This window comes from Faecalibacterium sp. AF10-46, assembly GCF_003604105.1.
GTDB lineage: Bacteria > Bacillota > Clostridia > Oscillospirales > Ruminococcaceae > Faecalibacterium > Faecalibacterium taiwanense.
Window position 1 is genome coordinate 21,008 of sequence record NZ_QVGY01000012.1, and the last position, 13,653, is coordinate 34,660.

Here is a 13,653-nt window from a genome sequence, read left to right on the forward strand (position 1 = left end):
GGTTCTCCTTTACAGCTGGGCGATCTCAGCCTGCAGCTTTTCCTCTTTGGCAGCGATCTGTGCGGCCATGGCGGTGCGCTCTGCTGCCAGCTTTTCGGCCAGAGCGTCGTCGCTCAAAGCTAGAATTTCCGCAGCCAGCCATGCGGCGTTCTTGGCACCGTTCAGAGCCACCGTTGCCACCGGGATGCCGCTGGGCATCTGCACCGTGGCAAGCAGGGCATCCATGCCGTCCATGGCACCGCCCTTCATGGGAATGCCGATCACCGGCAGGGTGGTGTTGGCAGCAAAGGCACCCGCCAGATGTGCTGCCATGCCTGCTGCGCACAGGATCACGCCGAAGCCGTTGGCACGGGCGCTTTTGGCAAACTCCGCTGCCCCGGCAGGGGTGCGGTGTGCCGAAAGGATGTGCGCCTCAAAAGGGATGTCCAGCGCTTTCAGCTGGGCACATGCGCCCTTTACCACCGGCCAATCGCTGTCAGAACCCATGATCACAGCCACTTTACGAACCATATCCAAACCTCTCTTTCTCAACCGACAAACAAAAAAGGCTGCGGTACACCCGTACCACGGCCTTTAATTCTGCGTATGCTCTCCCGACGCTTTGCACAAAGTTGCACGATGCCCCTGACATGCCCGAATGTTGTTTCGACCCATGAGACCCGGCAGCATCTTCATCATTGAAGTTCTCCTCCGCAGTTCCTTGTGCTTGCGTTTTCAGGCGGCGGAAAAGCCCTTTCTGCGGGCCGCCGTCCCTGTACTACATACAGTTTACGGCAAAAAAACATCTTTGAAAAGAGTGTTCCCACAAATTCTACCTTGTGTTTTCATGCCGTCAAAAAACTTTCAAAAGTTTTGTGCAGTTTCGACATTGTTTTTCTTTTTAAGTATGACTTATATTTTAAGTATATTTTATGTAAATAGGATGCGTTAACTTTTTGTACAATAGACGGACTTTTTTAAAAAATAATTTTTGCTGTAATTGCCCGTGCAGCACGGATGAGGTCCGCTGGGGCACAGCACACCTGCGTGCCGATGCGCCCGCCGGAGACATAGACCTTCTCCTGCGTCAGCACGCTCTCATCGAACACGGTCTTATACTGCTTTTTCATGCCTACCGGGCTGCAGCCACCGCGCACATAGCCGGTGACCTTGTTGATATCGGCCACATGGATCATGGCAACGCTTTTTTCGCCCACACTGCGGGCAGCGGCTTTCAGGTCCAGCTCTGCTGCCACCGGAATGACGAACACAAAATAGTTTTTGCTATTGCCCTGCGTCACCAGCGTCTTATACACGCAGGCAGGGTCTTCGCCCATGCTGCCGGCCACATCCACACCTGCCACGGCAACGCCCTCTTCATGAGCGTACTCGTGGGCGGTGTAGGGCACCTTTTCACGTTCCAGAATGCGCATGGCATTGGTTTTTGCTTCTTTTCCCATCTCTGATATCCCCTTCTGATTGCATTAAACAGACTCCTTCCGTCATCGCTACGCGATGCCACTGCTCCCCTTTTTGTCACTTGCGTGACATCTGTTCCTCTCTTTGTCACCTGTGGTGACATTTCTCCCCGGCGCGGGGAGAATCTGTCCCGGCCGGGGGAAGTCTTTCTCATTGAGGGAGGCTTTGGCAGCCCACACAACGTTTCCTGTTTTGCCAAGGGCGCCCTCTCAGAGGGAGCTGTCGAGCGTATGCGGGACTGAAGGAGTTTTTTCTATTCTACCACTTTCTTCAAAAAAATTCAAAATTCTCTTGACTTCAGTTTCCTGAAGTGATATCATAGCGTCACACACTTCAGAACCCTGAAGTTTGACACTGCAAGCTGCGGCAAAGGAGCCGGTCTCCCTCGCCGTTTCACACGATAAGGCAAAGGAGACAAAACACTATGATCATCGTACTCAAACAGGACGCACCTGAGGTACAGGTACGCGAGTTCTGCCACGAACTGCAGGATATGGGCCTGCAGATCAACGATTCCAAGGGCAGTGAGAGCCACATTCTGGGCCTGATCGGCGACACCAAGGCCGTGGCCGAGAGCTGGGTGCTGGCAAACCCGGTGGTGGAGACCTGCCGCCGCGTGACCGAGCCTTATAAGAAGGCCAACCGCAAGTTCCACCCGGACGACAGCGTGATCGATGTGGACGGCGTAAAGATCGGCGGCGGCAGCTTTGCCGTGATCGCCGGCCCCTGCAGCATTGAGAGCGAGGAGCAGATCACCTACTGCGCACAGCGCGTAAAGGCTGCGGGTGCTTCCCTGCTGCGCGGCGGCGCATTCAAGCCCCGCACCTCGCCCTACTCCTTTCAGGGTATGCGCAGCGAGGGCCTCGACCTGCTCAAGCTGGCACGCCGTGCCACCGGTGCTCCCATCGTGACCGAGATCATGAACACCGAGCACCTGCCCCTGTTCGAGAATGTAGACCTCATTCAGGTGGGTGCCCGCAACATGCAGAACTTTGAGCTGCTCAAGGCCGTCGGCCGTCAGAACAAGCCGGTGCTGCTCAAGCGCGGCCTTGCCAATACGCTGGAAGAGTTCGTGATGAGCGCCGAGTACATCATGGCTGAGGGCAACGAGAACGTCATCCTCTGTGAGCGCGGCATCCGCACCTTTGAGACCAGCATGCGCAACACCCTCGACCTTGCCGGTGTGGTGATGCTGCACAAGATGACCCACCTTCCCGTTATTGTGGACCCCAGCCATGCCTGCGGCCACGCATGGATGGTGCCGGAGCTGGCAAAGGCCGCTGTTGCTGCCGGTGCCGATGGCCTGATGATCGAGGTGCACAACAACCCCGCCAAGGCAAAGTGCGATGGTGCCCAGAGCCTGACCCCTGACCAGTTCGACGAGCTGATGCAGTTCATTGGCAAGGAAGTGGAGTTCTTTGGCAAAAAGCTGAACTAAGGCATTTTACATCCTCCTTCAGTCTGCTGCGCAGACAGCTCCCTCAAGGAGGGAGCCTCTGGCGAACCGAAAAAACTTTCCGGTTCTGTCAAAGGCCCCATCTTTGAGGGGGCTGGCATCGCGCAGCGATGACTGGGGGAGTTTTTGTTTTCTTTTGCTCTTATTTATGGTATACTATAGTGTATTTTGAATCTGTCCTTTAAAAAGAGGTATCATTATGAAAGCACATATCGCACGCAACCAGAACGCCGGTGTCCCGCTGGTTCTGGGCTGGAACCTTTCCCCCGCCGACCGCGGCAAGCTGGAAGGCATGGCTCCTGCTTTTGGCATGAAGCTGCTGCTCGTCTCCCCTGCCGATGCGGGCAAGACCGTGGCCCAGCTGCTGGGCGAGGTGGAGACCAAGGCCGCCCGCACGCTGGTGCTGGAGCCGGGTGCCTACCCGCCGGCAGTGGTTCTGGCCAACTTCAAGGAGAAGGATGTGGACACCCTGCTGGATCTGATGAAGCAGGCACAGGTCACCATTCCGCTCAAGGCCGTTGTGACTCCCTCAAACCGCAGCTGGGTGTTCGGCGATCTGCTGGCCCACCTGCAGGAGGAGCACGCCGCCTTTACCGCCGCAAAGGAGAACCACACCGTATGAAGACCCGCGCAAACCGTTTCGTCAGCGCCCTGCTGGCCGGGGTGCTCTGCCTGAGCCTGCTGGCAGGCTGTGCCTCCAAAAAGAAAGAGCTTACCCGCTATTCCACCGTTTTTTATGATGTGTTCGATACCGTAACGCAGGTGATCGCCTACTGCGAGAGCGAGGAAGAATTCAACACCCAGATGGATGCCCTGCACGCAGACCTTATTACCTATAATCAGCTGTATGATATCTACAACGATTACCCCGGCGTGACTAACGTCAAGACCATCAACGACAATGCCGGCAGCGCTCCGGTGGAGGTGGACGACCGCATCCTCTCCATGCTGGAGCTGGCCGACCAGATGTACCAGACCACCAACGGCAAGCTGAACATTGCCATGGGCAGCGTGCTGAATATCTGGCACAATTACCGCGAAGCTGCCGAAGCCGCCGAGACGGATGCCGACAACAAGCTGCCCACCATGGAAGAGCTGGAAGCAGCCGCCCAGCACTGTGATATCAACAACGTGATCATCGACGCGGATGCCAAGACCGTTTATCTGGCCGACCCGGAAATGTCGCTGGATGTGGGCAGCGTGGGCAAGGGCTACGCCGTGGAAATGGTGTGTCAGGCTGCCGAGGCCCGCGGCCTGACCAGCGCTCTGGTGAGCGTGGGCGGCAACCTGCGCGCCATTGGTGTAAAACCGGACGGCAGCCAGTGGACCGGCGGCGTGGAAAACCCGTGGAGTTCTTCGGATGTATACACCTCGGATTCCATGCTGGACGGTGCCATCAACATGAGCGATATGGCCCTTGTGACCAGCGGCGACTACCAGCGCTACTACGTGGTGGACGGCAAGCGCTACCACCACCTGATCGACCCGAGCACCCTGTTCCCCGCTGCCTACTTTAACGGCGTGACCGTGCTGTGCAGCGACTCCGGCCTTGCCGACTGCCTGACCACCGGCCTGTTCTGCCAGCCGCTGGAGGACGGGATGAAGATCGTGGAAAGTCTGGACGGCGTGGAAGCCATGTGGTGCACACCGGATCAGCAGGTCATCACCTCTTCCGGCTGGGATTCCCATTTGAAAAAGTAACCCTTAAAACGGCAAAAGGCCGACGCAGCACTGCGTCGGCCTTTTGCCGTTTTATCAGATGGTGAACTGCACCACACAGAATGCAGCGTAGATGCACAGCAGCGCAATGCCCTGCGGGCGGCTCAGCTTGCCCTTGAAGAGGGCGGGCAGGGTGAGCAGCAGCATCACGGCGAACATGACCGGGAACTCCAGCACCAGCGATGCATTGTGGCCGAAGAGCAGGGAGTTCTGCGGGATGGTGAAGGGTGCCACCGCGGCGGAAACACCGCTCACCAGAACCAAATTGAACACGTTTGCACCAATGACATTGCCCAGCGAAAGTGCACCGTGGCCCTTTGCCAGCGAGGTGATGGCCGTTACCAGCTCCGGCAGCGAGGTGCCCAGTGCCACAAAGGTGAGCGCGATCACCGACTCCGGCACGCCCAGTGCCTGTGCGATCAGGGTGCCGTTATCCACCAGCAGATTCGCGCCCACAGCAATGAGCACCGCGCCCACGGCCAGCAAACCCAGCTCCTTGGCAAAGGATGCATTTTCTTCCGGTTCTTCCTCTTCTTCCGGGGCGGGGGCGTTCTTCATGGCCATCACGTTGCAGATGATATACGCTGCGAACATGGCCAGAAGGATCAGGCCCACCGGGCGGGAGAAGTAGCCGGTGGTGTAGGCCACCCCGGCATAGAAGGCCGCTGCCACAAAGAAAAAAAGCACCGGCGTGCGCAGGCTCTTGGGGTCTACCTTGCCCGGCTTCACCGCAATGGTGATGGCCGCAATGAGCGATGCATTGCAGATGATCGAACCGATGGCGTTGCCGTAGGCGATCTCGCCGTGGCCGGTGAGAGCCGAGGTGGTGGAGACCATCACCTCCGGCAGGGTGGTGCCGATGGACACCACGGTGGCACCGATGAGCAGCTCCGGCACATGGAAGCGACGGGCAATGCCCGTGGCACCATCCACGAACCAGTCACCGCCCTTGATGAGGCACAGCAGGCCCACGATGAACAGCAAAACAGGAATGAGCATAGTTTTTCTCCTTTTGTTTTTGGCAGAGCGGCAATAAAAAAGAGACCTTTATTACATCCTGCCCAGAAATGGGAAGGTGTAATAAAAGTCTCAAGCATCCGGTGACACAGCGGGCATTTCTGCCGGGATGTCGCTGCGCCACAGCGCACCGTTTTTGCAAAACGAGCGCCCTTTACTCCCTTTTATCCGAAACGTATTATACCGGTTTTTGCACCAAAGTGCAAGAGGAACGTTGAAATTTCAGCCAGCCTTGGCTACTTTTTTGGCATTGGGATAAATGCGCTCCATGCGGGCATCGTCAAAATGCGCATCCAGCAGCGTATCGATGCTGTTTTTGGGCGCTTCGCCGCTGGTGCGGGCATCGTAGCGGGCAAGGGCCAGCGCACTGGTGAGCATGTTCACCGCCATGAATACGGCCAGCACCGCAGTTACCCACGGGCGGATATGGCTGCGCACCTTTGCCATGCCCTTTTCCACCAGCGGATAGCCGTAGCGCATCCACGCCACCGCTGCAATGCCCCAGAAAAAGCAGTACAGCAGGTTGATGCGCCCGCCCAGATTGAACTTGAACTTGCTGTAGTCCCAGAACACGGTGCCGAACAGCAGCTCGGTGACGGCGCTGCACACGTATTCGTACACACCGCCCATGACGGTGCCGAAGGCGAACAGATAGCGGTCGCTTTTGTCCTTTTCCTGCCGCAGCAGCACTGTAGCCATCACCAGTGCCAGCCCCCACACCACGCTGAACGGCCCCCAGACCAGACTGGAGCGGCTCATCCACACGCCTGCCGTCACGCGGCAGAACACCGTCTCCACCATGTCGCCCAGAAACGCGCCGATCACGAACAGCCACAGCAGGTCGGACACGCTGAGAAAGTTCTTTTCCCCCTTCCGGAGCGCAGTCTGCTCCTGCCGGGCCGCAGCCGGGTAAGCATACTGGATGCGTTTTTCAATGTAAAGCGCGATCCTGCGGCGCAGCGTGTCCGACCGCTCCCCCAGTCTCTGGTTGAGCTGCTCCAGCATCGGGTGCCGGGCCGCATACTGCTGCACCAGCACCGCCGAACCGATCTGGTCCAGTACCGCCACCGTCAGCGAGACCCATACTGCCGGGCGCAGCAGCCAGACAGGGATATGCGCGCACAGCTGCAGCAACACATTATTGCCCCACAGCACACTTGCCGTGCCCAGCGCACCCCACAGCAGCGAATACTGCAGGCACACATAGCCGTTCAGATTGAATTTTTTTCCGGAATAGTCCCACCACTTGCGGCGGTGCAGGCGTTCCAGCAGCTTGGCGGTGATCCATTCCATCACCGTTGCCGCCATCATACAGGCAAAGAACAGGTAGACCGGCTCGGTGCGCAGGTCGCTGAAACTCACGGCCAGCAGCACACCGGTGGTACCGTAGATAAAGCAGAACGGGCCTGCCGCCGCACCGCGGTTGGCAAACCTTCCGCCCCGGATGGTCGCGACTACCGTCTCAGCCACCCAGCCCAGAAAGGAATATACTAGATAAATAACACCCAGAGTATAGAAGTTCAGCGTCATAGGCATCCTTTCGCTTGTGGAATTTTGTCGATACACTGATTGTACCCGGTTTAAGCATATTCTACAAGAGCTGTTGTGAAAAATTCACAAAAGCCGTCCTGCCTGCAAAAAGGGCCGCCGTGCATTCAAACGCACAGCGGCCCTTTCTTATTGATTCAGTTTACAGCTCACAGCTGGCTCTTATACAGCTCCACGATCTCCTCCACGCTGGTGTCGCGGGGATTGCCGGGACGGCAGGCATCTGCAAATGCGGACTCGGCGAGGAACTGGATATCCTCTTCCTTCAGGATGCCGTGCAGATTTGCGGGGATGCCCACGTCTGCGCCCAGCTGCTTGACGGCGGCGATGGTTGCATCGGCGGCTTCCACATCGTTCATCTCATCGATGCCCACAACGCCCATGGCCTTGCCCACGGCGCGGTAGCGCTCACCGGCGACGCTCTTGTTGTACTCCAGACCCACCGGCAGCAGGATGGCGCAGGCCACACCGTGCGGGGTATCATACAGAGCGGACAGGCCGTGTGCCATGGAGTGCACGATGCCCAGACCCACATTGGAGAAGCCCATGCCGGCGATGTACTGGCCCAGAGCCATGCCCTCGCGGCCTTCCGGGGTGTTCTGCACTGCGCCGCGCAGGCTCTGGCTGATGAGCTTGATGGCTTCCAGATGGAACATATCAGAGATGACGCAGTGGCCCTTGGTAATGTAGCCCTCGATGGCGTGGGTCAGAGCGTCCATGCCGGTGGCGGCGGTCAGGCCCTTGGGCATGGAGGACATCATATCGGGATCGACCACGGCGATCTCGGGGATATCGTTGGTATCCACGCAGACGAACTTGCGCTTCTTCTCCACATCGGTGATGACGTAGTTGATGGTGACCTCAGCAGCAGTGCCGGCGGTGGTGGGAACAGCGATGGTGAACACAGCGTGTTTCTTGGTGGGAGCAACGCCTTCCAGAGAGCGGACATCCGCAAACTCGGGGTTATTGATGATGATGCCGATGGCCTTTGCGGTATCCATGGAGGAGCCGCCGCCGATGGTCACGATGCAGTCAGCCTCAGCAGCCTTGAAAGCGGCCACGCCGTCCTGCACGTTGGCGATGGTGGGGTTGGGCTTGATCTCGCTGTAAACAGCGTAGGCAAAGTTTGCAGCATCCAGCAGATCGGTGACCTTCTTGGTGACGCCGAACTTGATCAGGTCGGGATCGGAGCAGACGAATGCCTTCTTGTAGCCGCGGGCGGTCAGTTCGGGAACGATGTTCTCAATGGCACCGTGGCCATGGTAGGAGATGGTATTCAGAACGATGCGGTCAGCCATAGTTATTTTTCCTCCAAATCTCTTTTCCGCCGCTTTCCGGGCGGAGCTCTCTGTTTTTCAGCATAGCACATTGTCAAAAGCTTTGCAATGTGAAATTATTTGAATTTATTGTAAATTTTTATCAATGTGCAGTGTTTTATGGGCACTTTTTCCAATTTCCCACAGTTTTATGTTGTTTTTTCTTTTTCCCCTTGACAAACAGAGCAAATCGTGTATTATTGTATCAAGCGCTTAATACATCAAGACAAGGAGATGATACCATGGGCGAACAGTTTGATGCCAGCCGCCCGATCTATGCACAGCTTGTGGAACGGCTGAAGGCCCGGATCCTGGCCGGCACCTACCCGCCGGGCGGGCATCTGGATTCGGTGCGTGATCTGGCCGCAGCCGCCGGGGTGAACCCAAACACGATGCAGCGTGCCCTTGCCCAGCTGGAAACGGAGGGGCTGGTGCACACCGAACGCACCGCAGGCCGCTATGTTACGGAGGATACTGCATTGATCGAACAGCTTCGTGCCGACACCGCCCGGACGCTGGCGTCGGATTTTCTGGAAAAGATGCGCGGCATCGGCTACAGTCCCGCACAGGCAGCCGCGCTTTTGGAACACTGGGACGCAAAGGAGGACCGCAATGAGTGAACTTTTGAGCTGTGAAGCACTGACCAAGTGCTACCAGAAGGATAAGACCGCACTGGAAAATGTAGACCTGCACATCGGCTTTGGCCGCATCGTGGGGCTGCTTGGCCCCAACGGCAGCGGCAAGACCACCCTCATCAAGCTGGCAAACGGTCTGCTGCAGCCCAGTGCAGGCAGCATCCGGATCGCCGGCATGACCCCCGGGCCGGACACCAAAGCCATCGTGTCCTATCTGCCGGATGCTGACTGGCTGCCGGACTGGATGCGTGTGGAGCAGCTGGTGGAAATGTTCCACGAATTTTATGCCGATTTTGACCCCGCTAAGGCAAACGAAATGCTGGCCCGGCTGGAACTGGAACCGAAGGCGCGGCTCAAGACCCTCTCCAAGGGCAGCAAGGAAAAGGTGCAGCTGATCCTTGCCATGAGCCGTGCCGCAAAGCTCTACCTGCTGGATGAGCCCATTGGCGGCGTGGACCCTGCTGCCCGGGACTATATCCTGAGCACCATCCTGAACAACTACAGCCGGGATGCGACCGTCATTCTATCCACCCACCTCATCGGCGATATCGAGCCAATTCTGGACGAAGCCGTCTTTTTGAAGGATGGCCGGGTGTTCGCCCACCGCAATGCCGAAGAGCTGCGCGAGACCGAGGGCATGAGCGTGGATGCATATTTCCGGGAGGTATTCAAATGCTGAAACAACTGTTAAAATATGAATTCAAGGCCACCGGCCGCACCTATGGCGGGCTGTATCTGGCCCTTGTTGCGCTGGCAGTGCTGAGCGGCTTTTCCCTGCGCAGCTCTTCCAAGGACAACTTTGCATCTCTGCTGCTGTTCGCCTACATGGTCGTAGCCGTTGCAGTGGCAGTGGTGTCCGTGATGACCATTGTGACCCGCTTCACCCGCAATCTGCTGGGCCGCGAAGGCTACCTGATGCACACCCTGCCGGTGACGGAAAGCCAGCTCATCCTTTCCAAGCTGATCTCCAGCGTGGTCTGGATGCTTTGCAGCGGCATCGTGGGTATTTTCTCCTTTGCGGTGATGCTGCTGGCTCTGTCTCTGAACAGCGCGGCCCTGCAGCAGCTGCCGGAGCTGTGGCAGAAAGTGGTAGAGATCTTCCGAGAGATCTTCCGCATGACCGGCAGCTCCGGGTGGCTCTGGCTGGCCTTTGAAACGCTGAACGGGCTGGTGGCACTGGTGTCCAGCATCCTGTGCATCTATGCCGCATGCATGATCGGCCACCAGTTCAAAAAGCACATGGTCCCGGCCGGTATTCTGGCATTTTTCCTGCTGTCCTTCCTGCAGAGCTGGCTGAGCTCCGGTGTCAGCAGTGCCGACATGCTGCAGGCTGTTTCCTATCCCACCCTTGGCGGCGTGGACATCTCCATTGCTGCGCCCAGTGCTTTCACCACCCTGTTCGGGCTGGCGGTCAGCATTGCCTTTGCCGCAGGGTACTTCCTGCTGACCCGCTGGCTGATGGAGCATAAGCTGAATCTGGAATAATTTTAATGTCCTCCGCTTTCGCTCTGGGCATTTTCAGCGAAACTACTTCTTAATTGCTATTTGTAAAAGGCCGAACCATAAACTTCATCTGATACAAAAAACATCTGCAAGCTGCCCCATTCCGGGCAAAGTTTGCAGATGTTTTTCTTGTTATAAAGTGTTCAGCACTCGTCGTACTGCTTTTTCAGGTAGTTCAGGCATTCCACCGCGTTTTCCGGGGTGGTATTCTCCAGCGTTGCAAAGATATAGGGCTTTTCCTGCTTTGCAAAGCGCAGGATGGTGCGGTAGTCCTCCATGCCTCCCTGCCCTGCACCCGTAGCAGCCAGCTGGCCGCCCGCATCCTTGCGCAGGAAATCTTTGAAGTGGATCATGGCGATGTCCTTGCCCAGAAGCTCGATGGCCTCGGCGAACACTTCCTCGCGGCGGTCCACATTTTCCATGTTCAGCAGGTTGACGGGGTCGAACAGGATCTGCAGGTTCGGGCTGCCGATCTCGTCCAGCACAGTGCGGGCGCGTCTGGCATCGTACACGATGTGCTTGACCACCGGCTCAATGGCAATGGTCACGCCATACTGCTCGGCGCAGCGCACCACCGGCTTGAAGTTCTTGATAAAGGTGGAAAGTGCGGCATCGCTGCGGCACTCCGGGCAGAACTTGTACTCTGCGTTGGGCGCACCGGTCTCGGTGCCCACCATGCCGCAGCCCAGCAGGCTTGCAAAGCGGATGTGCGCATAGTATTTTTCCTGAATGGCGTGCAGGGCATCCGCATCCGGGTGGGCAAGGTTCAGGTAGTTGCCCAACACGGCAATGTCGATGCCGTTTTTCTCAAACAGATGCCGCAGATACAGCGCATAGCCGGGGGTCAGGGCGCTGGGGGTGCAGGGCAGCTCCTTGAAGGATTTGCTCAGAGCCACATGGGCGCAGGTAAAGCCTTTCCGGCGCACCAGCGGCAGCACCTGTTCAACAGGCAGCTTTTCCGCGTCATGCAGACGCAGGCCGAATTGGATCATGGAAAACCTCCTCCTTTCCCGCACAACACGCGGGGTTGCATTGACCTTATTATACACGAAAGCTGCGTTCCATGGAACCTCCTGAAACAAAAAAGAGCATCACTTTGCACCCTCAATGGATACAAATGATGCTCTTTTTGCAGATCTGGTCCTGGCAGATGCGGCTCATTCTCAGCGACGGTACTTTGCAGCGGCCTGCAGGCGCTGCATCGCACGGTCGAGCGCGATCTTGCTCTGATAATATTCATGCATGCTCTGCTGATGCTGCAAACGCTCCTCGGCACGGATGCGGGCAGCCTCGGCACGGTTCTTGTCGATATCCTCCGGGCGCTCGGCGCTGTCCACCAGCACCATCACGTAGGCAGGCGTCACCTCGGCAATGCCGTCGCCTACCAGGATGTCCCGGCTTTCACCGTTCACCTCAAAGTGCAGGATGCCCATGTGGATGGCCACCAGCACCGGGCTGTGTCCGGCCTGTATGCCGTACACGCCATCGCTGATGGGCAACACAAGGTCTTCGCAATCGCCCTGATAGTACTCACCGCTGGACGCAGTGATGTTCAGCATGAACTTGTTCATCAGACGGCACCGCCCTTTTCCTCAGCCAGCTTTTCCGCTGCCTTCTGGCGGGCATCTTCCAGCGTACCAACGTTGAAGAACGCCCACTCCGGCAGGTCGTCGGCTTCGCCGTCCACAATGGCGGCAAAGCTGCGCACGGTATCCTGCAGGGGCACATACTTGCCCTTCAGGCCGGTAAAGTTCTCGGCCACAGCAAAGGGCTGGGACAGGAACTTCTGCAGCTTGCGGGCGCGGGCGACGGTGAGCTTGTCGTTCTCGTCCAGCTCGTCCATGCCCAGAATGGCGATGATGTCCTGCAGCTCCTGATAGCGCTGCAGAATGGACTGCACCTTGCGGGCCACGCGATAGTGCTCCTCGCCCACGATATCCGCTTCCAGAATGCGGGAGGTGGATGCCAGCGGGTCCACGGCCGGGTAAATGCCCTGCTCCACGATCTTACGGGACAGCACGGTAGTGGCATCCAGATGTGCAAAGGTGGTGGCGGGGGCTGGGTCGGTCAGGTCGTCGGCGGGGACGTAGACGGCCTGCACAGAGGTGATGGAGCCTTCCTTGGTGGAGGTGATGCGCTCCTGCAGAGCGCCCAGCTCGTTGGCCAGAGTGGGCTGGTAGCCCACAGCAGAAGGCATACGACCCATCAAGGCGGACACCTCGGAGCCTGCCTGCACGAAGCGGAAAATGTTATCAATGAACAGCAGCACGTCCTTGTGGGTCTCCTCACGGAAGTACTCTGCCATGGTCAGGCCGGTCTCGGCAACACGCATACGTGCTCCGGGAGGTTCGTTCATCTGACCAAAGACCAGTGCGGTCTTATTCAGAACACCGGACTCGTTCATCTCGCCCCAAAGGTCGCAGCCCTCGCGGGAGCGCTCGCCCACGCCGGTGAAGATGGAGTAGCCGCCGTGCTCGGTGGCCACGTTATGGATCAGTTCCTGAATCAGCACGGTCTTGCCGACGCCTGCACCGCCGAACAGACCGATCTTGCCGCCCTTTGCATAGGGGGCCAGCAGGTCGATGACCTTGATGCCGGTCTCCAGGATCTCGGTCGCGGGCTTCTGCTCCGCAAAGCTGGGGGCCTTGCGGTGGATGGGCCAATGCGGCACATCATCCACAGAGCCCTTGCCGTCGATGGGTCTGCCCAGCGGGTCGAACATGCGGCCCAGCGTGGCTTCGCCCACCGGTGCGGTCAGGCCGTGGCCGGTAGCGGTCACGGTCATGCCCTTGCCAAGACCCTCGCTGGCGGAAAGCATGATGCAGCGCACAGTGGTCTCGTTGACATGCTGTGTCACTTCCATCGTGCGCTCGGTGCCCTCAGCGGTCACGGTAAGCGCTTCCTGCAGGGCAGGCAGCCTGCCTGCGGTGAACTGCACGTCCACCACAGGGCCGGCTACGCGAATAATAGTTCCCTGTATCATACGATTGCCTCTATACTA

14 protein-coding genes are annotated in these 13,653 nt (G+C 58.0%); 6 read left to right on the forward strand and 8 right to left on the reverse strand.

All coding sequences use genetic code 11. From position 1 onward, the window contains the following. Positions 1–9 precede the first annotated feature (9 nt). Positions 10–510, reverse strand: a complete 501-nt coding sequence (gene purE, locus DWV57_RS12000; RefSeq protein ID WP_097775213.1) for a 5-(carboxyamino)imidazole ribonucleotide mutase — start codon at positions 508–510, stop codon at positions 10–12. Between the two features lie 446 nt (positions 511–956). Further along, positions 957–1,439, reverse strand: coding sequence for a Cys-tRNA(Pro) deacylase (ybaK, locus tag DWV57_RS12005; RefSeq protein ID WP_005944468.1), 483 nt, complete (start codon positions 1,437–1,439; stop codon positions 957–959). A gap of 443 nt (positions 1,440–1,882) precedes the next feature. On the opposite strand from ybaK, the gene aroF reads away from it, so the two are divergent. From aroF to DWV57_RS12020, 3 genes are all read left to right on the forward strand, one after another. Beyond that, entirely contained in the window at positions 1,883–2,896 is a 1,014-nt protein-coding gene (gene aroF / locus DWV57_RS12010) for a 3-deoxy-7-phosphoheptulonate synthase (RefSeq protein WP_097776488.1), read from the forward strand. 217 nt (positions 2,897–3,113) lie between these two features. After that, positions 3,114–3,536 (forward strand): DUF3783 domain-containing protein, encoded by a 423-nt coding sequence (locus DWV57_RS12015; protein WP_118526398.1) that lies wholly within the window; start codon positions 3,114–3,116, stop codon positions 3,534–3,536. Further along, positions 3,533–4,615 (forward strand): FAD:protein FMN transferase, encoded by a 1,083-nt coding sequence (locus DWV57_RS12020; RefSeq protein WP_118526400.1) that lies wholly within the window; start codon positions 3,533–3,535, stop codon positions 4,613–4,615. Before DWV57_RS12015 ends, DWV57_RS12020 begins: the two co-directional genes overlap by 4 nt. A gap of 54 nt (positions 4,616–4,669) precedes the next feature. Here DWV57_RS12020 and DWV57_RS12025 read toward each other — a convergent pair whose 3' ends face one another. The 3 genes from DWV57_RS12025 to fucO form a co-directional block, all read right to left on the reverse strand. Further along, positions 4,670–5,632 carry a calcium/sodium antiporter gene (locus DWV57_RS12025; protein ID WP_118526402.1) on the reverse strand — a complete coding sequence of 321 codons (963 nt, stop codon included), beginning with the start codon at positions 5,630–5,632 and terminating at the stop codon, positions 4,670–4,672. A gap of 240 nt (positions 5,633–5,872) precedes the next feature. Next, a complete protein-coding gene (locus DWV57_RS12030; protein WP_118526404.1) occupies positions 5,873–7,180 on the reverse strand; it encodes a putative ABC transporter permease in 1,308 nt (435 codons plus the stop codon). Between the two features lie 167 nt (positions 7,181–7,347). Then, positions 7,348–8,496, reverse strand: coding sequence for a lactaldehyde reductase (gene fucO / locus DWV57_RS12035; RefSeq protein WP_120020919.1), 1,149 nt, complete (start codon positions 8,494–8,496; stop codon positions 7,348–7,350). Between the two features lie 260 nt (positions 8,497–8,756). Here fucO and DWV57_RS12040 point away from each other — a divergent pair, with 260 nt between their 5' ends. The 3 genes from DWV57_RS12040 to DWV57_RS12050 are packed head-to-tail and all read left to right on the forward strand — an operon-like array spanning position 8,757 to position 10,634. Beyond that, on the forward strand, positions 8,757–9,134 hold the full coding sequence (locus DWV57_RS12040) for a GntR family transcriptional regulator (protein ID WP_120020920.1): 378 nt from the start codon (positions 8,757–8,759) through the stop codon (positions 9,132–9,134). Further along, on the forward strand, positions 9,127–9,828 hold the full coding sequence (locus DWV57_RS12045; RefSeq protein WP_118526408.1) for an ABC transporter ATP-binding protein: 702 nt from the start codon (positions 9,127–9,129) through the stop codon (positions 9,826–9,828). Before DWV57_RS12040 ends, DWV57_RS12045 begins: the two co-directional genes overlap by 8 nt. Beyond that, complete coding sequence (locus DWV57_RS12050) at positions 9,822–10,634, forward strand: hypothetical protein (RefSeq protein ID WP_120020921.1); 813 nt, start codon at positions 9,822–9,824, stop codon at positions 10,632–10,634. The genes DWV57_RS12045 and DWV57_RS12050 overlap by 7 nt, the downstream gene beginning before the upstream one ends. A 161-nt stretch (positions 10,635–10,795) precedes the next feature. Here the strand turns inward: DWV57_RS12050 and DWV57_RS12055 are convergent, their stop codons facing one another. The 3 genes from DWV57_RS12055 to atpD all read right to left on the reverse strand — a co-directional run bounded on the left by DWV57_RS12055 (position 10,796) and on the right by atpD (position 13,635). Further along, on the reverse strand, positions 10,796–11,644 hold the full coding sequence (locus DWV57_RS12055; protein WP_120020922.1) for a sugar phosphate isomerase/epimerase family protein: 849 nt from the start codon (positions 11,642–11,644) through the stop codon (positions 10,796–10,798). 171 nt (positions 11,645–11,815) lie between these two features. Then, positions 11,816–12,223, reverse strand: coding sequence for an ATP synthase F1 subunit epsilon (gene atpC, locus DWV57_RS12060; RefSeq protein WP_005944484.1), 408 nt, complete (start codon positions 12,221–12,223; stop codon positions 11,816–11,818). After that, positions 12,223–13,635, reverse strand: a complete 1,413-nt coding sequence (gene atpD / locus DWV57_RS12065; RefSeq protein ID WP_120020923.1) for a F0F1 ATP synthase subunit beta — start codon at positions 13,633–13,635, stop codon at positions 12,223–12,225. The genes atpC and atpD overlap by 1 nt, the downstream gene beginning before the upstream one ends. Positions 13,636–13,653 lie beyond the last annotated feature (18 nt).